General features: G+C 46.8%; 17 protein-coding genes. 11 read left to right on the forward strand and 6 right to left on the reverse strand.

Annotated elements, in window-relative coordinates; genetic code table 11:
• Window positions 1-174: 174 nt before the first annotated feature.
• Window positions 175-2,700, forward strand: coding sequence for a DUF3769 domain-containing protein (locus QT994_RS11630; protein WP_333174589.1), 2,526 nt, complete (start codon window positions 175-177; stop codon window positions 2,698-2,700).
• A 54-nt stretch (window positions 2,701-2,754) separates the two neighbouring features.
• Window positions 2,755-3,510 carry a hypothetical protein gene (locus QT994_RS11635; protein ID WP_333174591.1) on the forward strand — a complete coding sequence of 252 codons (756 nt, stop codon included), beginning with the start codon at window positions 2,755-2,757 and terminating at the stop codon, window positions 3,508-3,510.
• A 25-nt stretch (window positions 3,511-3,535) separates the two neighbouring features.
• Here the strand turns inward: QT994_RS11635 and QT994_RS11640 are convergent, their stop codons facing one another.
• A complete protein-coding gene (locus QT994_RS11640; protein WP_333174594.1) occupies window positions 3,536-4,051 on the reverse strand; it encodes a phycobiliprotein lyase in 516 nt (171 codons plus the stop codon).
• 695 nt (window positions 4,052-4,746) lie between these two features.
• Between QT994_RS11640 and QT994_RS11645 the strand changes: the two genes are divergently transcribed.
• Window positions 4,747-6,990, forward strand: coding sequence for a beta-propeller domain-containing protein (locus QT994_RS11645; protein WP_333174633.1), 2,244 nt, complete (start codon window positions 4,747-4,749; stop codon window positions 6,988-6,990).
• 397 nt (window positions 6,991-7,387) lie between these two features.
• Here QT994_RS11645 and QT994_RS11650 read toward each other — a convergent pair whose 3' ends face one another.
• Both QT994_RS11650 and QT994_RS11655 read right to left on the reverse strand, forming a co-directional pair.
• Window positions 7,388-8,797: a heterodisulfide reductase-related iron-sulfur binding cluster gene (locus QT994_RS11650; RefSeq protein WP_333174596.1), complete on the reverse strand. Its 1,410-nt coding sequence runs from the start codon at window positions 8,795-8,797 to the stop codon at window positions 7,388-7,390.
• A 285-nt stretch (window positions 8,798-9,082) separates the two neighbouring features.
• Window positions 9,083-10,498, reverse strand: a complete 1,416-nt coding sequence (locus QT994_RS11655; RefSeq protein WP_333174599.1) for an FAD-binding oxidoreductase — start codon at window positions 10,496-10,498, stop codon at window positions 9,083-9,085.
• Between the two features lie 97 nt (window positions 10,499-10,595).
• Between QT994_RS11655 and QT994_RS11660 the strand changes: the two genes are divergently transcribed.
• The 3 genes from QT994_RS11660 (at window position 10,596) to QT994_RS11670 (ending at window position 14,028) form a co-directional block, all read left to right on the forward strand.
• On the forward strand, window positions 10,596-12,059 hold the full coding sequence (locus QT994_RS11660; RefSeq protein WP_333174602.1) for an ATPase domain-containing protein: 1,464 nt from the start codon (window positions 10,596-10,598) through the stop codon (window positions 12,057-12,059).
• 440 nt (window positions 12,060-12,499) lie between these two features.
• Window positions 12,500-12,871 carry a response regulator gene (locus QT994_RS11665; protein ID WP_333174605.1) on the forward strand — a complete coding sequence of 124 codons (372 nt, stop codon included), beginning with the start codon at window positions 12,500-12,502 and terminating at the stop codon, window positions 12,869-12,871.
• A complete protein-coding gene (locus QT994_RS11670; RefSeq protein ID WP_333174608.1) occupies window positions 12,868-14,028 on the forward strand; it encodes an ATP-binding protein in 1,161 nt (386 codons plus the stop codon). The genes QT994_RS11665 and QT994_RS11670 overlap by 4 nt, the downstream gene beginning before the upstream one ends.
• A gap of 411 nt (window positions 14,029-14,439) precedes the next feature.
• On the opposite strand, the gene QT994_RS11675 is transcribed toward QT994_RS11670, so the two are convergent.
• The gene (locus tag QT994_RS11675) at window positions 14,440-15,972 is read right to left on the reverse strand and encodes an MFS transporter (RefSeq protein WP_333174610.1); all 1,533 of its coding nucleotides are present in this window, start codon (window positions 15,970-15,972) and stop codon (window positions 14,440-14,442) included.
• 299 nt (window positions 15,973-16,271) lie between these two features.
• Window positions 16,272-17,123 (reverse strand): DALR anticodon-binding domain-containing protein, encoded by an 852-nt coding sequence (locus QT994_RS11680; protein WP_333174612.1) that lies wholly within the window; start codon window positions 17,121-17,123, stop codon window positions 16,272-16,274.
• 355 nt (window positions 17,124-17,478) lie between these two features.
• Here QT994_RS11680 and QT994_RS11685 point away from each other — a divergent pair, with 355 nt between their 5' ends.
• The 5 genes from QT994_RS11685 to QT994_RS11705 all read left to right on the forward strand — a co-directional run bounded on the left by QT994_RS11685 (window position 17,479) and on the right by QT994_RS11705 (window position 22,091).
• Window positions 17,479-18,336: a Crp/Fnr family transcriptional regulator gene (locus QT994_RS11685; protein ID WP_445243898.1), complete on the forward strand. Its 858-nt coding sequence runs from the start codon at window positions 17,479-17,481 to the stop codon at window positions 18,334-18,336.
• A gap of 127 nt (window positions 18,337-18,463) precedes the next feature.
• Window positions 18,464-19,132, forward strand: a complete 669-nt coding sequence (locus QT994_RS11690; RefSeq protein ID WP_333174615.1) for an HAD-IB family phosphatase — start codon at window positions 18,464-18,466, stop codon at window positions 19,130-19,132.
• A 190-nt stretch (window positions 19,133-19,322) separates the two neighbouring features.
• Window positions 19,323-19,952: a methylthioribulose 1-phosphate dehydratase gene (gene mtnB / locus QT994_RS11695; RefSeq protein WP_333174617.1), complete on the forward strand. Its 630-nt coding sequence runs from the start codon at window positions 19,323-19,325 to the stop codon at window positions 19,950-19,952.
• A gap of 84 nt (window positions 19,953-20,036) precedes the next feature.
• Window positions 20,037-21,071: a patatin-like phospholipase family protein gene (locus QT994_RS11700; protein WP_333174620.1), complete on the forward strand. Its 1,035-nt coding sequence runs from the start codon at window positions 20,037-20,039 to the stop codon at window positions 21,069-21,071.
• Window positions 21,072-21,296: 225 nt separating this feature from the next.
• Window positions 21,297-22,091: an MlaE family lipid ABC transporter permease subunit gene (locus tag QT994_RS11705; protein WP_333174623.1), complete on the forward strand. Its 795-nt coding sequence runs from the start codon at window positions 21,297-21,299 to the stop codon at window positions 22,089-22,091.
• Between the two features lie 340 nt (window positions 22,092-22,431).
• Here the strand turns inward: QT994_RS11705 and QT994_RS11710 are convergent, their stop codons facing one another.
• Complete coding sequence (locus QT994_RS11710; RefSeq protein WP_333174625.1) at window positions 22,432-23,943, reverse strand: SGNH/GDSL hydrolase family protein; 1,512 nt, start codon at window positions 23,941-23,943, stop codon at window positions 22,432-22,434.
• Window positions 23,944-24,091 lie beyond the last annotated feature (148 nt).

Here is a 24,091-nt window from a genome sequence, read left to right on the forward strand (position 1 = left end):
GCGGAAGCAAGTTTTGAAAGCAGCCCGATTCCGGCGCGCCAAAGCCACTGCAAATTTTAGATGTCAGATTAATTTCTAAACAATTGCCTTTGAGATGCAAAAATTGTCAATAATTTGCACCCTATAAAATCTAAAATCTAAAATCTAAAATCGGACGACTTACCTGTTGTAACTATGCCCTATCCGGTACCGCCGTCAGAACCCCCTGGCATCATCTACATCGCAAAGCCAAAAAAAGTCGCCCTCACTGTCGCGGCCGGCGATGGAGACACCCGCAGCAACCCCGCAGAAATACCGGAACCAAGCCCAGATATCGTTCAGCCAGAACCCACACCAGCCCCAGCAGAACCGGCAGCCACACTCCTGGGCACTACCCCGGCCACCGACCAGCCTCCAGAAATCGCCGACCCCCTAGCAGCAGTGGAAAGCGGCGACGCAGTGGTGGGATTTCAGCGTCGGCCTCCTGTGGGAGAACCAGAAACTGCGGAAACTCCGAAAGATTCCTCGTTTACTGCTTACCAATTGGGTTCGGTAGAAAATGCCCTTGCCATTCGCAATCGAAAACGAACCGCAGAGGCGCAGAAACAACAGGAGAGGAATGTTGTCCGAAAGCAGGAAAGTTGGTATCAGGCCCAAGGCCGGCAGTTAGAAGATAACTCTCCCCAACCTGCTGAAATTCCCGTTCCCGAACCGCCGGAATCAGCACCTAGCGGGCAACAGCAGTTCGAGATTCCAACTCCGGGAACTGCCCCCGCACCCAGAACGCCCCCTGCGCCGAAACCGAAGCCTAAACCAGCCGCGCCGGGAGTCCGCACCGCACCTTCTCAGCGGACGGTGCCGTTTCCGGTGACTCCGGCCGATACTATTGAAGTTAAGGCTGACAGCCAAGAATTCGACGACAAGCAGCAAATTGTGACGGCGGTGGGTAATGTCGTTGTGCGGTTCCGGCAAACCGTGATTGATGCCGATCGAGCGATCGTCAACTTAGTCACCCGCCAAGTGGTAGCATCCGGCAATGTCGCCTATACCCGCGGCCAACAAGTAGTGCGCGGCCAGCAGATGGAGTTCAATCTCGGCCTCAACGCCGGCGCAGTCGAACAAGCCAGCGGCGAAATATTCCTGCCTGCAGCAGGTAGCGAATTGACCCCCACACTGCCTACAGATATCAGTGCCGGGACGATTCTCGAACAGCCGCTGAGCGATCGAATTACCAGCCAGCAGCCCCTGCGCGGAGTCAAATCCCCCGGCGCTGCTACAGTGACTATCGGTGGCGGCGGACAGCTAGCAGCCCCCCAAGTGGTCGGCGCGGTCAACCGCGTCCGCTTTGAAGCAGAACGCATCGAACTCCTGCCAGACGGCGCGAGGGTAGCAACCAACATTCGGATTACTAACGACCCGTTTTCCCCGCCGGAATTTGAATACAGGGCCCGCAGGGCGACGATTAGAAGGATTTCGCCCACGGCAGAGGAATTGGTCACAACTAAACCCCGCTTGGTGTTCGACAACCGGGTCAAAATACCCGTGTATCCCCGCAGGCAAGTGTTTGACAGCAGGCAGCAGAACGGCCCGTGTTTGACCTTTGGCTACGACGGAGGCGACCGCGGCGGTTTGTATGCCGAGTGCGGTTTTGAGGTGTTGCAAAACGGGCCGGTGCGGCTGACCCTGACACCCCAAATTTACCTGCAGCGGGTCGTGGCAGAGCACGGCGGTAATCCGTTTTCTCCCGATAGCTACGGGCTGAAAGCGAGGTTGGGTGCTAGTCTGGGCCCACGCACCAGGCTGGACGGATCGGCAATATTTCTGAGTTTTGAAAATTTCCCGAATTTGCCGGAAAACAGCTTTCGGGGCAATTTGCGCCTCCGACAGTTGATCGGCACTCACTCTCTGGCAGCAGAATACAGTTATCGCGATCGACTGTTTAACGGTTCTCTGGGCTATCAAACCGTGCAGAGCAGTCTCGGGGCAGTCCTCACTTCCCCAGTCATCCAACTCGGAGGCACTGGCATCAATCTCAGCTACCAAGCTGGGTATCAATTTATCAATGCTGACACTGATCGAGCAGACTTGCTCGAACCAGTGCGGGAAAACAACCGCATCGATCTGGGCCGTTCCCAACTCAGCTTTGCCTTGAGTCGCGGCTTCAACCTGTGGCAGGGCGAACCGCTGCCCCGCACTCCCACCCAGGGTTTGAGGTATACGCGGACGCCGGTGGTTCCTTTCTTGCAACTGGCCTTGGGAGTCCGGGGAGTTGGTACTTATTACAGCAGTGGCGACAGACAAAATTCCCTCGCCGGCAGCGTCGGCATTCAAGGGCAGTTCGGTCATTTCTCCCGCCCTTTCCTCGATTACACTGGGTTTAACGTGACTTATACCCAGGTGGGACGGGACGGTATCTCGCCGTTTTTATTCGATCGCTTAGTAGATTTGAGAGTCCTGTCTTTTGGGCTTGTCCAGCAAGTTTACGGAGGCTTTCGAGTTGGATTTCAAAGTGCTATTAATTTAGAAAGCGGGGACACAATCAGTACGAATTACACTTTAGAATACAGTCGCCGCAGCTACGCAATCATTTTGCGTTTTAATCCTGAGCGTCAAGTCGGCAGCCTGACTTTTAGAGTTAGCGACTTCAATTGGAATGGGACTCCCCAACCTTTTTCCGGGGACGCGCGAACTGTAGAAGGAGGCGTGCGTTTATCCGATTAATTCAATTGGTAATGGGTAATCGGTAATTGGTAATTGGTAATTGGGAATTGTTAATTGGGAATTTGGAACCCAAAGAAAACAGTCAACCGCCAACAGAAAACAGTCAACAGTCAACAGTCAACAGTCAACAGACAACAAATGACAGAAGTGACGGCAATATCTGCACAAGCAGCGGCTCTGCTGGTTCACTACGGTTTTGACCTAGGTGGCAAAAAAGCCGAGAAATTGGCGGGTGAATGGCTGACCAAGTATCCCGGCTATTGGCTGCGTTTAGCAGTGGTTGAAGCGCTTTACCAAGGCCGCTACAAGGCTGTTTCTGTGGGACAGCTATTGAGTATGTGGCATCGGATAGGTCAACCTCTCTATCATTTCAATCGCGAGTTTGAACGCTTGGTATGCAATAATTTTCCTCAAAATTTAACCGGGGAAGGTGCTGCTCAACTACCACAGGAAGATATACTTTTATCGAACCCGGAATCGGAAGTAACTGCCGCAGAGTTAGATTTGCTTGGGAGCTCAGAGGCGCAACTTGATGTGGCGCTTCATGCAGAAGTCCCAAACACAGAGGCAGAGGAAACAGGAAATTTACCTGCCGCCGACGATCGCACAAAAGAAAATACAGAATTTGTAGTATATGAAGATGTGGCTGTTACCGCCCTAGCCGATCGAGCCGAAGCGGAGCACAAATTAGCGGACAAACCTGTGGCCAAATCATTCCCAGTTGTCAAACACACTGATTTTCATACCAAGTTAAAAGCGATTGCCAGAGAAGGCCGAAGAAAGAAGGGAGAAAGCAGAAATAGGGTGTAATTTTTTGGAACTAGATAGTTATTTGTCACTCTTCACTTTGGGGACTGCCTCCCATCCGAATTTCCGAACAAAAAGATGCTTGTTCTGTACCGTTAGCTTGCTTAACAACGCTAGTCCGCAGTCGCAAGTTAGGCATGAGATACCACAGCCTTTCTTCTGCATGGATGGTGTCTGATTCTGTAATCAATGTCAGTACGTCGTCGCCCATCACGTAGCGACTGTTACCCTTGTCTTGCAACACTTTGCCTTCGCTGGGATTGTCGGGATTTGGTACGATCGCTAATATTGTAGAACCGATTTGTTTAGCTTTGTCGCGATCGGGAATACCGTCCCAACTAATCCGAACGCCCTTTAGCCCAGTTGAAGCCGGGTTAATCGAGTGTTGTTGGCAAAGTTTGACGACTGCTGGATCGCTAGCTGTCAGTATTTCTATTTTGAGGTCAGATTTACCCGCCTGCAATTCCCCAGAATTGAGATTGTGTACGGTACGCTGGGAAAACCATTTGCCTGCACTTAACTCGAAAAACTCGATAACATCCATGAAATTTGTCTCTAAACTCAATACTGCTTTATTTGCGATCGCGACTTGCGGGCTATGGAGTCAGAAACCCGGTTTCTTCCTGCGTACCTAGCGGTCAAACCAATGATTTTGTCTAGAAACCCGGTTTAAGAGTGCAAGTCCTTTTCTATATTTTAGAGGAAGGGGGCGCACCTGCAAAGCTTTCTGAGAGCTTTGGGTGAAGCAGAGTGCAGATGCCGTTGAGGTAGGAAACCCAACCAGGGGGACATAGGCCTCGGTGATGCGGTCAAATTGACAGAAAATGAGAGCATCCAAAATCGTGTTTCGTTATAAAAACTATTTTTCGCACATTAAATAGGATTACGATACCGGAAATTTTTTAGCTTTGACAGTGCTGATCGATCGACAATCATCGCCCAAAGACCAGCTATGTTAAGAAAAACAACGATATATGTGAGCTTTTGTCGATCGATAGGCAAATTGGGCGTTGCTGAGTTGAATTATAGTGGCGGCGATTTATTGTCATCGCACTGCTTGAAAATTCTCAAAGCAGACTGCGACTAAAAAACAAGCAATTCATCGAACCCTCACCAAACCGAGGACAGCAAGCTCATAGCACATAGCATTCAAATATGTCATGCTAAGTCTAAGAGAAAAGATTCTCGATCTGCTTTTCGGTAGGGTGCAGCTAGCGATCGCATACATTTAAAAAACACATCCGTAAATTTATGACCGAGTTTACACAAGGGCTGGATAAAATGCAGCCCGCAGAACAGACGCACTACCTGGAAACCCTGCCAAGTCAGCTAGCAGCGACTTCAGAATCCGAAAAATTATACAGCTTACTAACAGATTACAATTTTATTAAAGCCAAGCTGTCAGCATCGGGAGTACAGGCGCTAATAGAAGATTACGATTTAGCAACAAGTCTCCATATTATTACCTCAGATCAAAAAGCCGACCAACTCAAATTAATCCAAGAAGCAATTCGGCTGTCTGCCCACATTCTAGCCACAGATAAAAGCCAACTAGCCACCCAACTAATAGCCCGCTTGATGTGCTTTGAAAGTCCAGAAATTCAAGCACTGCTAGTACAGGCACAACACCAAACAACCCCCTGGCTGCGACCGCTAACGCCCAGCTTTACTCCTCCCGGCGGGAGATTATTGCGTACCCTCACCGGACATACAGACTGGGTACAAGGTGTAGCAATCACCCCCGACGGCAAGCGGGCAATTTCTGCGTCCTCCGATCACAATCTCAAAATTTGGCACTTAGAAACAGGAGAAGAACTTTCCACCCTCAAAGGTCATCTTACCTACGTCAATGCTGTAGCTGTCACGCCCGATGGCACTAAAGTAATTTCCGGTTCTTGGGACAATACTATTAAAATTTGGGATTTAGAAACGGGGACAGAAATATTAACTTTTGCCGGCGATACTTTTGCCGTAGAAGCAGTAGCAGTAACTCCTGACGGCAAGCGAGTAATTTCTGGTTCTTGGGATGGCAGTATTAAAGTTTGGGATTTGATAACCAGGGAAATAATTTTTAACTTCAAAGGTCACAGCAGTTTTGTCCAGTCCGTAGCAGTAACTCCTGATAGCAAACGGTTGATTTCCGGGTCGGGAGACAACAGCATTAAAGTCTGGAACCTAGAAACTGGAAAAGAACTTTTTACTCTCACGGGTCATGCAGACTGGGTAAAAAGTGTAGCAGTTACTCCCGACGGCGAACAAATAATTTCCGGCAGTTACGACGGAACTGTTCAAGTCTGGAGTTTGTCAGAAAGAAAGCAACTTTTCACTTTAGGAAAACACAGCAGTTTCGTTCAAGCTGTCACAGTCAGTCCCGACGGCAAACGGGTAATTTCGGCTTCCGGCGACAAAACGCTGAAAGTTTGGAATCTGGAAACAAAAGAAGAACTTTTCACTTTTACCAATCACATCGCCCCCGTTAATGCTGTGGCTGTTACCCCCGACGGCCAGCGGATAGTTTCTGGTTCATCTGACAAAACTCTCAAAGTTTGGCACTTAGAAGTAGGCAAAGAAAATTTATCATTTGCAGGTCACGATGACTGGGTAAATGCTGTAGCAGTGACGGCGGACGGTACGAAAGCAATTTCCGGTTCAGGAGACAACAGCATTAAAGTCTGGGATCTCAAAAACGGACAGGAAATTTTTACTATTTCGGGACATCAAGATTGGGTAAAAGCGATCGCAATAACACCGGATAGCAAGCGAGTAGTTTCGGGTTCCGGCGACAAAACTGTGAAAGTTTGGAATCTAGAAACCGGAAAGGAAATCTTTACTTTCACTGGTCATACAGACTGGGTAAATTCTGTGGCAGTGACGGCAGACGGAACGATGGCGATTTCCGGTTCGGGAGACAAAACTATTAAAGTTTGGAATCTAGGAACAGGAGAGGAAGTTTTTACTTTTTCAGGTCATGAGGACGGGATAAAAGCTGTGGCAGTTACTCCCGACAGCAAGCGGGTTATTTCTGCTTCCGGCGACAAAACTCTGAAAGTTTGGAGTTTGGGGAAAGAAAAGAATCTTGTGGCAATTTTATGGAATTTAGTTGTCAAAAATCTACTTTTCACTTTCAAAGGTCATGAGAGTTTTGTGAATGCTGTGGCAGTTACGACGGATGGCAAATTGGCGATTTCAGGCGGGCGGGAACACAATTTGAAAGTTTGGGATTTGTCAAGTAGAAAAGAAGTTTTTACTTTGGCAGGTCATGCTGATGCGGTAACATCTGTGGCGACTATGGGAACAAAGGCAATTTCTGTTTCGGACGATAATACTCTAAAAGTTTGGGATTTGTTAAGTCGAGAAGTAATTGCTAGTTTCAGGGGAGATAGTGGTTTGAAAGCTTGTGCTATTGCACCTGATGGGGTGACAATCGTAGTGGCGGAAGCTTCGGGACAGGTGCATTTCTTGAGGTTAGAAGATGGGAAATAGTCATTAGTCATTAGTCATTAGTTATTAGTTATTATGCCGATCGCACTTTTGCTAAAATTTAAAAGTGCGATCGCCCTTTTCCCAATCTAGTTTACAATTGTTCCGGGTCAATCCCCATCGATCGCAGTCTTTCTGCCAGTACAGCAGCCCGCTGTTCGGCTTGTTCTGCCCGCAGCCGTTCTTGTTCTGCCCGCTGTTCGGCTTGTTCCAACCTGCCAGAAACATCCTCATAACTTGCAAACGGTTAGCCGTCAGGGCGATAAATTTGCAACTCTTCACCCGACGCTCCTCTGTGGAACAGGCGCCCCGCCTGTGAATTCCTGCCATTCATTAAAAAAAAATCTCATTCACAAAAAAGCACATCGAAAATAGGGCAGACACCGCCCGCCCTACCAAACTACTTCCTCAGCAACTTCACCCCGCGAATCGAATAATCCAAAAGCTCGATCGGGTGCATTAAAGTAACTTCCTTGCCCTGCAACTCCAAATGCTTCTTAATTTGCAAAGAACAACCCGGATTAGAAGAAGCAATCAACTCCGCGCCAGTATTCAGCAAATTCTCAACCTTTTGCACTCCCAATTCATCAGCAACCTCCGGCTGAAGCATATTGTAAACCCCCGCACTCCCGCAGCACAAAGCCGCATCAATCGGTTCTTTTAACTTCACCCCAGGAATTTGTTGCAGCAACTGACGCGGCTGCAAACTAATCTTTTGCCCGTGCAACAAATGACAAGCATCCTGATAAACAATTGTCAAATCTCCGTCAATCAAAGGATTGAGTTTTGCCGTAATTCCCGCACTTGCCAAAAACTCTTGCACGTCCTTAACATTAGCAGCAAATTTCTCAGCTTTCTCCCGATATTGCGGGTCATCTGCTAAAATATGACCGTATTCTTTCAAAGTGTGACCGCACCCAGCAGCGTTGATAATCACAAAATCAACACCAGTATTTTCAAAGCTATCAATCATTTGCCTCGCCAAAGCTTTCGCCTGTTCGGCTTGGCCTTGGTGTTCCGGCAAAGCAGCACAGCATCCCTGACTTTTAGGAACCACAACCTCGCAACCGTTTGCCGTCAAAACACGCACAGTAGCCTCATTAACTGGCGAAAATAACAGTCGCTGCACGCAGCCTAAAATCACGCCCACTCGATAGCGTTTCTCCCCTTGTGCCGGAATTACCTCTGGTAAATTATCCCGGAAAGAATCAACAGTAACTTTCGGCAAAATTGATTCCATCGCCGCCAAGCGGGGAAATACTTTTTTCAGCAAACCTGTTTTGCGGACAAGTTTTGGCAGTCCTAATTTTTGATAAATAAACAGCGGTACAAGCAAAGGCCGCAATCTGTGAGGATAAGGGAAGAGATTAAAAATCAAAGTGCGAATTACATTGTCGGAAAAAGTGCGTTCCTGATTTCTAGTAACTTGGTGGCGAGTTGCGGAAATTAACTTGTCGTATTGAACTCCAGAAGGGCAAGCTGTAACGCAGGCCAAACAGCCCAAGCAAGTATCGAAATGCTGTGAGGTGGCTTCGTTTAAAGGTGCGTCGCCTTCGTTAATTGCATCCATTAAATAAATGCGGCCTCTAGGCGAATCCATTTCTTTGCCAAGTACGCGATAACTCGGACAAGTTGACAAACAAAAGCCGCAATGTACGCAAGTATCGATTAATAGGGGATTCGGCGGATTATTAGCATCAAAACCCTGTAGTTCGGGTGTTTGTAAATGGGGATTTTGTGCTAAAAAATTGCTTTCTTTAGCAGGTTTTAACTCGTCACTGGGAACTTGAGATTTGTCTGAAGTTTGCATATATGGCAGAAAGAAGGAACAAGGAAAAAGGAATAAAACCTGAGTTATTCAGGAGAGAAGTTAGAAGCAATAGACTGCTTATGTTTCAGCAATTAAGCACATCCTAACCGTCAGGCGCGGTTGCTATTCATAGCAAGCCTAGATCCGTCAAACAAACAAAGACTTCTCTTCATTTCTCTTCCTTCGCCGTCTTCGCCTTCGCGGTGCGTTAAAAAACAAATGTGGTTCACAAATGCAATAGACCGGGATTAAAGAAAAACCCAACTCCTGACAAGAAACTTTAAACTAAATACCGCTTATAAAACGATGGGGACTCAAAAGATTTTCCGGGTCAAACTGCTGTTTAATCCGGCGCATTAAATCGATCGCACTTCCAGTATAGCCCCAAACATCTAACTGTTGCTTGATGTCGGTCGGGGCTGCTAAAACAGTCAGAAAACCGCCTTTCGCTTCGCACCCTCTGCGTACCTGCAACAGCGTTTGGGCCGTCGCATTCTCAAACCGCAAAACCCCCAAACCGCTGCCTGCATGAATCCAAGCGTCCTGTACCGGCAATTCGTTAATTGCCGTTACAGCTTCCGACGGTCTGATTCCTATTTTGCAAATAATTGCCGACTTTGTGCCAGAATTCCACATTGTTTCTGGCAATCTTTGCCATAACTGATGCTCATCATTTTCGCCGCAGCTAGTGCCTTGCAAACCCAACTTTTCGCCAACTTCCAGTAAGCGGGCTGATTGTTGTTTAACACTTTCTGCGATACTTTGAAATCTGACGATTAATCCCGTGCCCTTTCCTAAGCCTAATTTTGCGACTAATTCAGGTGAGAGCAAATCGATCGCACTTGGTGTCAAAGCAGAGGATAATAAGATTTGAGCCGTTTGGGACAAAGCATTAACTTCCCCTGTCAGCACTACGGTTCCCGATGATTCAGGCAGCGGATAAACTCGGAAAGTTACTTGACTTATGACGCCCAATGTGCCGTAAGCACCAGTAAACAGTTTCATCAAGTCGTAACCGGCGACATTTTTAACAACTCGACCTCCGGCTACCGCAATTTTACCGTCCGATCGCACAAAGGTAATTCCCAACAGCAAATCTCTCACCCCGCGATAGCGATGCCGCAAGGAACCCGCATCAGCAGTAGCGACAATGCCGCCCAAAGTTGCCTGTTGCGGATATGCTGGATCGATCGGCAAAAATTGACCTGCTGCTGCTAAAATTTGCTGCAAATCCGCAAACTTCATTCCCGCTTCCGCAGTCACGGTTAAATCGCCCACAGCGTGTTCTACAAGTCGATTGAGGCGCGAAGTGCTGACAGCCACAAGCCCCGCTGCATCAGGAGATACCCTTAAATCCCCCTTCAAAAGACCCACTTTGACAACATTTTGCTCCCCCCTTGTTAAGGGGGGCTGGGGGGGATCGGAGTCTAATTTAACTAAACCGCCCCAATCAAGTTTGCTGCCGCTGCCACAAGGCAAGACTGCACAGCGATGTTGCTGTGCCCAAGCAATGACAGCCGCCAGTTCTTCCTGAGTATTCGGGTAAACGGTACAATCTATTTTCGTGTCGGGGGCAACTGCTTTTCCTACCCGTTCTTGCCAAAATGGCTCTGTATCTTGCCAGCCACAGATGCCAGCAGTCCCGACAATACTTTCTAATTCTTGTATGCTAACGTAATTTTCGGTAGAAAAAGATTTCATGAAGGTTATCAGACGCCCGGTAAAAAAAATTATCAAAACAGTGCCTAAAACCATTAAATATTAATACGGGCCCGATATTCAAAACATGAAAAAACAAATGTCTCAAAACCGAATTTCTATGGGAATTACCGGTCTCAACGAAGTGATTGGCGGTGGCCTAATTCCTCAACGCTCTTATCTGGTGCGCGGCGGCCCGGGTACTGGCAAGACTACACTGGGCTTTCACTTTTTGGCAGCAGGTGTCGCTCTGGGAGAAACGCCCCTGTTTATTACTTTAGGAGAACCGGAAGCGCAATTGCGGGCCAATGCCGCAAGTCTCGGTTTTGATATGGAACCGATGGCGTTCCTCGATTTGAGCCCATCGTCAGAATTCTTTACAGAAGTTCAGACTTATGACATTTTCTCTCCCTCCGAGGTTGAGCGAGAACCGACTACACAAAAGATTATCGAGCGAGTCCAAGCTGTCAAGCCACAGCGGGTGTTTTTGGACGCCATCACTCAATTTCGCTACTTAGCTGCGGATGAGTTTCAGTTTCGCAAGCAAGTTTTGTCTTTTCTGCGGTTTTTGGTGGAAGGGGGGGCGACGGTAGTTTTTACCTCCGAAGGCACATCAAGTGCTCCCGACGACGATTTGCAATTCATCAGCGACGGAGTAATTTATTTAGAACTATTGAAAGAAGGACGCGCCCTGACTGTCACCAAGCTGCGAGGCTCCAACTTCCGCAGCGGCCGCCATTCGCTGCGCCTGACTCAGGCTGGTATGGAGGTATATCCGCGACTGCTGCCGGACAACTATCAACAGGATTTTGTTGCTGAAGCAATTTCTTCTGGGGTTCCAGAAATCGACGAACTACTGCACGGGGGACTGGAACGGGGGACTGTGACGGTGATTAGCGGGCCTAGCGGCGTGGGTAAAACGACGGTGGGCATTCAGTTTATGAAGGAAGCTGCAGGAAGGGGGGAGCGATCGGTAGTTTACATTTTTGAGGAGTCAACTTCTACTCTGCTGCAGCGCTGCGAATCAGTTAACATCCCGGTTGGGGCGATGATGGGGCAAGGAAGTCTTTCGGTGATACCCGTGGAACCTTTGCTGTACTCGCCGGATCAGTTTGCCTGTATGGTTCGCCAGGAGGTGGAGCAGGAAAAGACGCGGATTGTGATGCTTGACAGTATTTCTGGCTATCAGCTTTCGATGCAGGGGCAAGATTTGGTGAACAATTTGCACGCTTTGTGCAAGTATCTGAAGAATATGGGAGTCACCGTTATCTTGATTAATGAGGTAGAAGCCATTAGCGGAGATTTTCGGCTGACCGAGATCGGGATTAGCTATTTGGCGGATAATCTTCTGTTTATACGCTATATGGAGCGCCAACTGCATAATAGGACTGAAATCCGCAAGGCGATCGGAGTAATTAAAAAACGAGTCAGCAATTTCGAGAGAACTCTGCGAGAACTTGAGATTACTCGCTACGGCATCAAAGTCAGCAAACCGATAGGGGGGCTGCGTGGCATCTTGAGTTCGGCGCCGGTGTGGATTGAGGGGGGAGCGGATGAAGATTGAATCGGGATTGATCCTGCTGTTTCTGGGGAAGTGCAGCTAATTTTGCAGTCGTGAATCTACTAATGAGTAGGGGCGCACCGCGCACCTCACCACTAGCTGTAGGGAGCGCACCGCGCACCTTACCACTAGCCTAAGTCCTGGAAAACTTAAATATATTGGTAAATTTGTGTATTTTTCGACTTTTATCGTAGTGTAGTTTTCAATTCTATGAAATACAGTAAGGGCACAGGGCACGCGGTCATTTCCTGTACCCCAGCATCTGTACTTCACTCAACTGAAAACCTATGTAATAGCTCGCCGACAAGTAAGCTAATACCAGATAAAAAAAGAATCCAACTTCCGGCAACCTCCCAACCCATATATAATCAATCACTCCCCATTGTAAAATCTAAAATCTAAAATCTAAAATGGTATAACCCGTATTCACAGGAAGCTGATAAATGACTGGCAACTCAATAATTTTAGCCGTAGACCGCAATCAGCGAAACTTGGAACTATTAGCACAATTTCTAAATAAAGAAGGATACCAGATGATGGCGGCTTATAACTTTGAAGATGTTGCACAAGCTATCAGTCAGCCTACTAGGATCGCGATGGCTTTAGTAGATATTTCTGGTTTCGACCGCCGGATTTGGGACTGCTGCGAAAAATTGCGAAATCACCAAATCCCTTTTCTGATCCTCTCGCCCAAACAAAGCGCTGCCATTCAGCACGAAAGCCTCTGCCACGGTGCTCGGAATATGTTGGTAAAACCTTTGATCGTTAGAGATTTGCTGGGAATTGTTCACAGCTTGCTAGGAGAAGTTGCGTGAGTCAAATTTTATTGCTTGTCGAACAGAAAGAAAATCGCCGCCTGTTATTAGAATGGCTAGCAGTTTACTATGAGGTATTGCTGCCACACTCAACAGAAAATAGTCAGGATTTTTTACCATTTAATCAATCTTTTGACCTGGCGATAATTGACGGTCTTGCCCTGAAACGCCACTGGCAATGGGTGGCCGCCCAAAAACAGGCAGAGCACCCGGTATGCTTGCCTTTTCTTTTGATTACAACCCGCTCGGATGTAGGGATGGCAACGCAATTTATTTGGCAAAGTATTGACGATTTGATTATCGCTCCGATCGAGAAGATTGAATTGCAAGCGCGGGTGGAGATTTTGCTGCGATCGCGCCAGTTGTCTTTAACTCTAAAATTGTCTCACGACCAACTCGATCGCACTTTGCAAACAGCCCAAGAGCTCAATGAGATGAAAACATCTTTGCTGTACATGATTGCTCACGATGTCCGTAATCCTTTGAATTTCATCATCGGCACTACGCAACTTCTTAGCAAGTACAAGTTGACATTAACAGATGAGAAAAAACAAGAACTTCTAGACAAAACTCAAGCAGCGGCAAAAGGCATAGATTTGTTATTAGATGATGTTTTGCTGCTGGGGCGTGTTGAGTCAGGACAAGCCGGGTTTTGCTTGCTACCGCTAGACTTAGCAACGTTTTGTAATGAGTTGGTAGGGGAATTTCAGAGCAGCCTGAAGTTGAAACCTGAAAATGATCGGGTGACGCTGATTTTTGTGAATCACAGTCAATCGGCGATGGCGTCTTTGGAGGTAAGCTTGCTCCGGCGAATTCTGGGCAATTTACTGTCCAATGCTATTAAGTATTCTCCCCCAAATACCGAAGTAATTTTTGAATTAAAACTTACTGAAACCGACGCTATTTTTTCGGTACAGGATGCAGGAATTGGTATACCTGTCGCCGACCAAGGACGGTTGTTTGATTCATTTTACCGGGCAAAAAATGTCGGTCGAATTCCCGGTACTGGACTGGGGCTGAGCATTGTTAAAAAATGCGTGGACTTGCACGGTGGCGAAATTACTTTGATCAGTGAAGAAGGCGTCGGCAGTACCTTTACCGTAACGCTGCCGATCGCACAACCAGGAAAAAAGAAAATCTCGCCTGCAACGCCTTAAACCAGATGCAGGCATTATCTTGGGATAGTACATCGATAAATTTGACGCCCGGGTGAGGCTATAGGTGGTATAGCCTTTCTCAGTAACATGAGGTGTTCTTGGGCATTGGGCATTGGGCATTGGGCATTGGGCATTGGAAGAGTATTTTACTTTCCTGAGAACCGCATCGGCCTCGTAAAAAATGTTGAACGCCCCCTGAAATAATTAGATACCATACAAAACTTATCCCGACTTTAGATTTCTAAAAAAAAGCGACCCAACAACCGTCACATCTTAGATTATTTGATGAGTATTTTAACACTTTAAAAATGGTTAATCAACTCTTTTATGAATTATTGTCGGACTCTTTTTAATGAGCGAGTAGTTACAGAGTTAGTTGCTGCAGGCGTCTTATACTCTTGTGCCGTACAATCAATCAAGAGTTGAAGACCGATCGCATGAGCTTTCAGGCGCAGAGTCCAACTGTTCAACTATTAATGGTTGAAACCTGATGTCTCCAGGTTCAATTGCCACTCTTCTCCACCAAGCTGGCAACAATAGCAGCCAAAACTTACCCAAAGACACAGAACGCTGCTCGCCAACAAAAACCAAGGGCACGAGAGCAGCCAGTCGTAAGACGGCTGAGAGGGCAAACACCCCTGGCAAGCCACCGAGATTGGTCAAAGTGGCGATAAAGCCACCAAGGGTGATTCCCATTGCCCCAGTGACACCAGGAACCGCGGCTGCGATCGCAAAGTATATCGACTGATTCAACAGTGGTGCCACCGACATCATCAGATTACCACTGCACAGGTCGATCGCCGCCCACGTTGCACCGCCGATGATGTGCAACAGCGGGAACCAGACCCATAGGAAAATTGGAGCCGTTCCACCTTCTAGCCAGAGTAGAGGGGTCAGAGCCACCAAGATTCCCACTACTATCATGATCGGGCGATTCCCAACCCGGTCAGCCAGCTTCCCCCAAAAAACCAGCATCAGCAAGTTAGCACCAGCACCTAAGCTGCCATAGAGCGTTACCACGCTGACATCTATCTTTAGGTCATCCAGCAAGTAAAGGTTAAAGAAGGGCGCGCTGACGTTAACGGCAAAGCTCCATAGACCAGAGTAAAGCAAAAACTTTAAAAAATTGGCTTCTTTGAGAAAGCTAAAAATTATCCCTGTGGATGATTTTTCGCCTGTATCTAAATGCGTGACGTGTACAAGCTTTGGGTTCACATCGGTCATAAAGAACTGACAACCTATACTGATGAGGCCAAGCACAATTCCTAAAACCAAGAGGGCGCTGTAACCTTGGAGCTTTCCACCGGGCCAGTTCGATACCGCTAGAGCCATCAACGGTACACCAATGAGATTTGTCAAGCTGACAGCACTATTGCGAAAGCCAAAATACCGCCCGCGCAACCGCTGAGGTACTAACGCCGCCAACCAGCTCAAGAAGGAAGCACGACCTAAAGATTCTAAGACTTGACTTACCCAGATGATTGCCAATGTCAACTGCACTAGCTGATGTTGGGCCAAATGAAATGAGCCTCCCCACCAAAGGGCTGGCACGAGAATCAGCCACAGCAGCCGCGATATTCCGAAAATCCAGAAGGAATACCAGTGGCGGCTCTGCGTTCGGTCTCCTATATAAGCTCCGAACGGTTGGAGCAAATTTACCAGTTGAGGAATGGAGGCGAGCATACCAATTTCCACTGGACCCGCCCCCAAATCGAGCAAGAAATTACTGAGCAACGCGCCACCGATGATGCTGTAAAAAAGCGTAGCGAAAACACCGTCCAAAGTTAGTGCTCTGAGGCTTGACCGAGTTTCCGGTTTGGAAAGTTTTAGAGGCTGATTAGTCAGAAGTACCGTCTCTGGTAATCCTATATCCTCTTGGATTTCCTCAAGAGGGAGAGGATTCGTTTTTACTAAGCTGTAATATTCTTCTTGTTTTTCGAGCATACTGGATAGCTAATAGATAAGCTGCGTAGCAGCTTAATTGTATAGTATAAGATTAAGTATTTTAAGGAGCACAGCCATAGATGCCAGCTAAAAATTATCGCTCTAAAAAGCAAAAAGAAAGATTACTTAAATAAATTAGAGAAAATAAGAATGCCTAACTTATAATTTTTTTTTATTAATGAAGTATCATTCATGGTGTTCTCGATAAAATAGAGCTATTTTTCGAGGGAAGAAGTCAAGTAAAATTTCGGAAAGCCCCTTCTGAGTATTAATAAATTTTGCTAAATATGAGAACCAAATCAAAGTTCTAAAGGAGCAATAGTGTTCAATAACTCTTCTAGGATAAATCGCAGCAAAGATTGAGTTGCTAATATTAAACCCAATCGGGCTTGGGCGAGTTTGGGGTGGTCTATTTTAACTTCTCCCCAAATTCGGCACTGGCTGTAAAAAATCTGAAATGCTTCGCTCAAACTATTGGCTAATTTGAAATAATTGACAGGTTGTTCGCGGTTTTTTAGGTCAAAAGTAGGATATAAATTGTCTAGCACTGTTAACAGTTGGGATATTAAACGGCGTTCTGCTGGATGCACTAACCGCAGTCGATCGCCCTCGTCGATCCAAGGGATAGGATTTGGACTCGCCAGCGACCAAATTTGCGGCGCTGTAGCCACATCGGGCTGGGCGATCGCAATTATCCGATCGCGGTGGGCCATTCGCAGCAGGGAACAGCAGCGCGCGTGGCTGTACTGAATGGGAAACAGTCGATCGGCAGACACAACAGGAGATAATATTCTAGATTCTGAAACTGGGAGGTTCGTTTGAGCTAAACGCTGCAACCAGAATGCTAAACCTGCATCAGTCAACTCCAACTCAATAATTCCCGCCCCTGCGACTTTAACGGCGAAATCTGGGCAGCACAGCGGTTCGAGAGTTTCGGCCAACTTTGCCGCAATTGTCTGCGGTGTCTGCTGCCAAGTTTTAGCCAATTTCAGGGCGATCGCAGACACGTACACCACCCGCGCGCTATCTTTACTTCGATTTAACGGAATTTCCTTTAGTTTCCCCTGCTGGGCGATCGCGCTTTGGAACTTGGAAAGCAAGAAACACTTCACTGTAACTTCCGGGCACTGCGAGATATTTGCTGTATCCATATCGGCTGATCCTACGGTAACAGGGACGGTAGACTGTTACCGCTTGCATTGTTGTTCTACGTTAAACCGCTGATGTCAGAGATGCTCGATCGGCTCCTCCGGGCGGGGCTACATCGAATTAATCTGCTTTCTAGCGATTTTTTGCCTAAATAACAATAATTTACGACAAATTTTTTGCTGAATTCTACCATTTTGATGTATTTTTTGCTACATTAAATCTTTCGGTAAAACTAAGAAAAGTCAGCACACTTAAGAAGCGTGCAAGCTCGATCGGGGGTTGGCTGTCTCACTTTGTATCGCGCTGCTACCAAAAGCCGTTTTTCTCACTGATTAAATATATCCCAGAGCCTTACCTATGCAATCAACTTCCACCCCTATAGATACTATCGATCGACCGTTTATCACTTGGCAGCGAATTATCGACTGGGCCCAGGAACACTACCGCTGCCGGACTTTTAGCAAAGATGAGCGGATTCCCGCAAGACCCGGACTGCTGTATTTAGTCCAGAAAGGTTCTGTGCGACTCGTAGGTAGCGCTCAAGTTAGCGCTGCGGCGGCGAAGTCAAAATCCGCTGATAAAACTACAGAAGAAGCTTTTTTGGGCTTCGTCGGCGCCGGTCAGCCCTTTGAACTGGTTGCTCAGTCTCCGTTTACTCTCCAAGCTTACGCCCACGCCGATCAAACTCACGTAGTGTGGATGTACTGGCACGACTTGGATAATTGGCCTCACTTTCGTAGGGAAATTTTGGATGCGTTTCGCTACCAGCACCAGCGTAAACTTCTCTGGCTGAGCACTTTGGGACAGCGCCGGACGATCGACCGACTGCTGGGATTTCTCACTTTGTTGATCGAAGAGTTCGGCGAACCTTACGTAAGTGATGGCGAACCGGATGTGGTTCGGGGCTACCGACTGCCTTGGGCATTGACTCACGCTCAAATTGGTAGCGCGATAGGGTCAACGCGGGTGACGGTGACGCGGCTGATGGGTAAGTTGCGATCGAAGGGTTTGATTAATACTGAGGATGACAATTTAATCTGTTTGCCGGCTAAGTCTACCCCCCAAAAGACCAAAAATAAAAAGCAGGAAGAAGAAGCATTCATTGAAGATGAACTCGAAGATGAACTCGAAGATGAACTCGAAGATGAGCTCGAAGATGAGCTCGAAGATGAACTCGAAGACGAGCTCGAAGATAATCTCGAAGAATCTGCATAAAATCCTGCGGGCGATTGCCAAAACACAGCGCGTAGCTATTAGTTTTTGGTTGCCGGGGTGTTTGTTGCTCGATAGTGTACGAGGAATAGTGTAAACTTTTTACGTTCTCTCTCTTGTGCGACTGACAATGACCGATGACAAGCAAAAATCTCCAATCCCGAACAATCAGAAACGGGTGGTATTCTGCGACTTTGACGGCACAATAACCGTTGAAGAAACTTTTGTGGCAATGCTCAAGCATTTCGCACCGGAACTGTCGTCTCAACTGATGCCTGAAATATACGCTAGAAGGCTGAGTTTGCGATCGGGAGTGCGGCAGTTACTAGAGTCTATTCCGTCGGAATGTTACGGGGAAATTGTGGAATTTTCTAGGGGAAAGCTGATGCGGCCGGGTTTGGTAGAATTGCTGGATTTTTTGGACGAGCGAAAAGTGGATTTTGCGATCGTGTCCGGCGGTCTTCGGGTCATGGTAGAGACGGTAATGGGCGATTTGGTACACCGGGCGAGCGTTATTTACGCTGTGGATGTGAACCCTACGGGTCCTCGCTTGCAAGTCAATTCGGAGTTGGAGGGAGATGAGGAATTAGTGTCTAAGGTGCGGGTGATGGCCCAGCACCCGGCCCAGGAACAGGTGGCGATCGGAGATTCGCTGACGGATTTTAACATGGCTTTGCAGGCTTCGTCGGTGTTTGCGCGCGATCGGCTGGCCGAGTATCTAGACGAACAGCAAAAGCCTTATACTAAATGGGATAATTTTTTTGACGTGTTGGAAAGTTTGTCCCAGAAATGGAATTGAAACTAAACTAGGAATTGCGCCCAAAAAATCGCACTATGCGGTATGTGTATTTAGTAAAGTGCTTATGGCGCACCCTACGTTTAGAGCTATATGTATTAGTAAGGTGTGCACTCCTCACCCTACGTTTAGATACTCCAGCACAATTCCTATTTACGTAAAAAGTAGATTAAAAACTGAGGATCTGTAAAGAATGAGTGGCGATTTGAGATCGGATTTAATTGCAGCAGCCAAACATTTTTACGATCGCGGTTGGATGGTTGGGACTGCTGGCAATCTTTCAGCCCGCTTACCAGATGGTAGTTTTTGGATTACTGCTAGCGGCCGCGCCAAAGGGCAGTTAACTGAAGAAGATTTTATCAGAATGAACTCAGACGGCGCAATTGTCGAGCAACCTGTTGCCGACAGCCGCCCTTCGGCCGAAACCAGCATTCATTTAGCCGTTTACAATTGTTTTCCAGACGCTAAAGCTTGCTATCACGTCCACTCGATCGAGGCAAATTTAGTTTCTCGGCTAACCGCAGGAGATGCAGTGCCTTTACCGGCGATCGAAATGCTGAAAGGTTTGGGGGTGTGGGAGGAAAACCCGCAGGTGGCGATACCCCTATTTGCAAATTATTTGGAAGTGCCTAAAATAGCCAAGGAAATTTGCGAATTTTTTGCCGTTTGTGCGCCCTCTGTACCTGCTTTGTTAATTCGCGATCACGGTATCACAGTATGGGCAGACTCGCCAGCCACCGCCTACAATTACGTCGAAATTGTAGAATACATTTTTCGCTATACGATCGCAGCCCGCCAATTAAATTTAGATGTGAGATTTTAGAGTAGGGATTGAGCGGTGCATGAATTCCGAGGCTTGGGAATTTGAGATTAGGAAACGAGCAAACATCGAGAAGAGGCAACAATTATGGCTAAATATACGAGAATTTTATCCCTAGATGGAGGCGGAATTAGAGGAATAATCCCCGCGCAAGTTGTAGTTAGCATTGAGTCAAAGCTGCAACAAAAAAGCGGCAACCCAGAGGCGAGAATAGCTGACTATTTTGATTTAATCGCGGGAACAAGTGCGGGAGGCATTTTAACTTGCATCTATTTGTGTCCCGATGCCGAAAATCCCCCCAGACCTCGCTGGACAGCCCAAGACGCTCTTAATTTTTCGATTATGAGCGGGCGCGACGTTTTTAAGAGTTCATTTTGGCAAAAACTCAGATCTATAGACGGTTTGATAGATGAGAAATATCCGAGCGATCGCTTAGATAAATTCTTTTTGGAAAACTTTAAAGATTGCCAACTCAGCCAACTGCTGAAACCTTGTTTAATTTCCAGCTACGATGTCGAAAGGAGAAAGGCTCACTTTTTCGATAAAATAGATGCTCAACAATCTCCAGCAGAAGACTATTTTATTAGAGATATCGCCAGAGCCACATCTGCCGCTCCCTCTTATTTTGAAGTTCCCAAAATCTACTCTTTGACAAAGGAACCCTACGCTTTAATTGACGGGGGAGTATTCGCAAACAATCCCGCACTTTGTGCCTATGCAGAAGTTAGAAATAAATTCCGAATTCCCGACGATCGCCCCGATAGAGGCCCGACAGCACAAGATATGGTAATTTTATCACTCGGGACGGGACAAGCTCAGAAAAATTTTCCCTACGAAGAAGTAAAAAATTGGGGTCAAGTTGAGTGGGTTCAGCCTTTGATTAATATCATGATGACGGGAGTTGCTGAAACTGTAAATTATCAAATGGTTCAAATTTTTGATGCAATTGAAAGACCAAATCAATATTTGAGAATTAATCCAGATTTGAGCCACGAACAACCGCTGCCGATTGATGATGCCTCGGAAGAGAAGATATCGGCACTGTTGAGGATTGGCAAGGATCAAGCCGAAAAGAATAATGAACAGTTGGATAAGTTTATCGATTTATTACTTGCGGAGTAGTCCCATGGTTTTAGATTTTAGATTTTAGATTGGGAAATGAGTGATGATTACCACAGAATCAATCAGAGCCAATCTAAAATCTAAAAAGGTAGATCGCACGCACCGCAGGGCTGGCAGAGTGAAAATATATGTTGACAAATCGTGCAATAATTGCTGTAGGATTGCCGAAAATCTCTATGTGGCAATGCTTCGCTCTGTTTGCAATTAATCGCGAGCCCGCAGTCATTGGTTAAAAAATACCAAGAAAAGTACGATGGACATTTAGATGAAACCTTCAAAAACAGGTGGTTTCAGCGGTTTTTAGTGACGCTGTTCCTGGGAGGCCAAGTGCTGCTACGCATACTCCAAGGCAAAATTGACCGCCGCAAAATCATGGAACATTTAGTAACAGTAGGCCTGGATTCTTTGCGATCGGTGCTGCTAATAGCCTTGTTTGGTGGCATGATTTTTACCTTTCAATCCGCCAGAGAATTGGTTCACTTTGGGGCGGTTGGTGCGGTGGGAGGTCCTTTTGCTGTGGCATTTTGTGGCGAATTAGCACCACTTTTAACGGCGGGCGTGGTGGCGGGACAAGTAGGTTCGGCTTTTGCGGCGGAGATAGGAGAAATGCAGGTGACGGAACAAATAGACGCCCTGTATATGTTGAGAACAAATCCGGTTGATTATTTAGTGGTGCCGAGGGTGATAGCTTGTTGCATCATGCTGCCGATTTTAACAATTTTTGCAGTAGCAGTGGGCATTTTGGGCGGGCTGTTTGTGGCGGTTAATTTTTACGAGTTGGAACCGTCGGTATTTTTGGAATCTGTGCGGACTTCTTTGGGGCCTTGGGATTTAGTAACTGTGGCGATTAAGAGTTTTCTTTTTGGGTTGATAATTGCCCTTGTCGGTTGCGGTTGGGGGTTGACGACTGCGGGCGGAGGTAAAGGAGTAGGTCAAGCTGCAACGGCGGCGGTTGTGACTTCGTGGGTATTTATTTTTGTGGCAGATTTGTTTTTATCGCTGTTGATGTTTCACGAGTAGGGGATGATGAGAAGTTGATAATCTTGGCGATTCTAGCAAGAGTCAGGATTAGGATGCTTAAATATTAAGCCTTTGAACAATCATCAACCTGACCGAAAGCATCCAGGATACAAGCCCCCGGATTCATCCGTCCAGAAATAAAAAACCTGTATCCGATGAAACTTGCCCCCCGAATTTATCCGTGGGGTCAATGCTTCAATTCTAAAATCTAAAATCTAAAATCTAAAATCTAAAATCTAAAATCAATTGAGCCCACCAAGGCGATTGCTATAAAATCAACAGGAAGATTTTTTGAACCGCTGATGAACGCAAATAAACCCTGATACAATTGCATCAGCGTTCATCCCTGTTCATCCCGTGATATCTGCGGCTTAAAACTCTCAACTTTAGATTTTAGATTGGTGAAAGGAGGGCGATACACTCGAATTGCTTTAATTGGCACTTTGCCGCCTGTTTCAGGAAGGATTTCGAGGAGGTGTTTGGAGTTGCTCAAATTCTGAGCCAATGTTGTAGAATACTCGCGGCTTGAATCTGCAATCTTTGGGGGAACGTATGAATCAACAAACATCGGTCGCACCTGCCAGGAAATCTCAAAGCCTTTAGGCGTCGGTTTTTTAGAGTATTCATAGGCATTTTTCAGCCACCAGTTTCTCGGTTCAATCACGACCCGGCCCGAGTTTGAGACAAACAATTTGTCGTTGGTACCGCTGCCGTCGTAACCTGTTTTAGAACCTACAACGTCAAATTTAAACTTGCTGGCGTCGCTGTTAATCTCAGTAATGACGGCTTTCCAATCTTCGACGATTAGCGGTTTTTGGCTGGATACTTGGATGATTGCCGGCCAACCGACGCCAAGAGTAACGCTAGGTCTGGTGATGCTGTAAAGTTCAGGAAATTCTGAGGGTTTTTTGCCGTCGATCGCAATTTTAGCAGAAATTGCGTTGCCGTTGAAGGTTTTATCAGCGATCGCATCTATTCTATTTCCTTCAAATGCTAAAACCAACTTGCCATCTTTCCACTTAACATCGCTGCCAAGTGTATAGGTTTTAACTAAATCTTGCTGCGTCGGTTGAGGAGAATTTGGCTTGTATCGCAGGTGCTGTTTTATGAGATCAGCGAGGAGAAAATTTCCCCAATCGTTGAGGTGAATGCCATCGATCAATAGCTGTTTTGGCTGCAAGCGATTGTCTTTTAAATACCGCATCCAAGGTTCACGAATTTCGGCTATTTCGCAGCCGTATTTATCGGCCAACTCAGGCAGCCATTTAGTAGAATGAGTGTTGTGCCATTCGTATCTGCTGACTGAATTTGGATCGTCGCTGTTGCCTGTCGGCATCCAGTCGATGTGGTCTGAATGCAAGAGTATTTCGCTAGCAGTGCGGCTGCGGACATTGGCAATTATGGCTTCGTAATCTTCATCGCCTCCGTAGACGTGAAAAATTAGCAAGTCGGGATAAAAAGGATACAAATCGTGTTCGCTGGGACGGATTAAAATCGGGGCAGCAAATCCTCCGATTGCCCGATTTTCCACAATCAAATCTGCATAGGGAAATCGCTGTTTCAAATCCTTAACTACATCTTTCCACCAATCTTGTTCTGTGATGGATTGACCGTAGAATAGGATACGCACTTGGCGGCGGTCTGTTGGAGTGCTAGCTGCAAGTAGCCCCATCGTCCTTTGAATCCTCGCTCCAAAAGTAGCATTATTTGCAATAGGAGCGGGTGGGGGGAATGGCGTATCGGCCGCTATTTTTTTGATGAGGGGAACTAACAGAAAGCTCAGACACAAAAAAAGCAGCCACAAGTAGCGATAAATCTTGGATTTTCTGCTATTTCCTTGGTGTTTTGCCATTGTTTTATTTTTCCCTGTCCGTTTCACTTCGCTCAAGGCGACTGTGGGATGAATGCTACGCCTCTAATCAGTAGACCTCTTGCGAAAGTCTCAGGCGATCTCTAATTTAGTCTTTAAAGAAAGTTCATAATTATAAATGCCAGCGATC

Origin of the sequence: Microcoleus sp. S13_B4 (assembly GCF_036700885.1) — a bacterium.
Lineage (GTDB): Bacteria > Cyanobacteriota > Cyanobacteriia > Cyanobacteriales > Microcoleaceae > Microcoleus.

Bases quoted from the DNA above. Each gene is read 5' to 3' on its own strand.
- QT994_RS11700 (WP_333174620.1), top strand. From the start codon at position 20,037: ATGGCTAAATATACGAGAATTTTATCCCTAGATGGAGGCGGAATTAGA.
- QT994_RS11710 (WP_333174625.1), bottom strand. From the start codon at position 23,943: ATGGCAAAACACCAAGGAAATAGCAGAAAATCCAAGATTTATCGCTAC.
- QT994_RS11650 (WP_333174596.1), bottom strand. From the start codon at position 8,797: ATGCAAACTTCAGACAAATCTCAAGTTCCCAGTGACGAGTTAAAACCT.
- QT994_RS11685 (WP_445243898.1), top strand. From the start codon at position 17,479: ATGCAATCAACTTCCACCCCTATAGATACTATCGATCGACCGTTTATC.
- mtnB (WP_333174617.1), top strand. From the start codon at position 19,323: ATGAGTGGCGATTTGAGATCGGATTTAATTGCAGCAGCCAAACATTTT.
- QT994_RS11690 (WP_333174615.1), top strand. From the start codon at position 18,464: ATGACCGATGACAAGCAAAAATCTCCAATCCCGAACAATCAGAAACGG.
- QT994_RS11640 (WP_333174594.1), bottom strand. From the start codon at position 4,051: ATGGATGTTATCGAGTTTTTCGAGTTAAGTGCAGGCAAATGGTTTTCC.
- QT994_RS11655 (WP_333174599.1), bottom strand. From the start codon at position 10,498: ATGAAATCTTTTTCTACCGAAAATTACGTTAGCATACAAGAATTAGAA.
- QT994_RS11630 (WP_333174589.1), top strand. From the start codon at position 175: ATGCCCTATCCGGTACCGCCGTCAGAACCCCCTGGCATCATCTACATC.
- QT994_RS11680 (WP_333174612.1), bottom strand. From the start codon at position 17,123: ATGGATACAGCAAATATCTCGCAGTGCCCGGAAGTTACAGTGAAGTGT.
- QT994_RS11665 (WP_333174605.1), top strand. From the start codon at position 12,500: ATGACTGGCAACTCAATAATTTTAGCCGTAGACCGCAATCAGCGAAAC.
- QT994_RS11660 (WP_333174602.1), top strand. From the start codon at position 10,596: ATGTCTCAAAACCGAATTTCTATGGGAATTACCGGTCTCAACGAAGTG.
- QT994_RS11675 (WP_333174610.1), bottom strand. From the start codon at position 15,972: ATGCTCGAAAAACAAGAAGAATATTACAGCTTAGTAAAAACGAATCCT.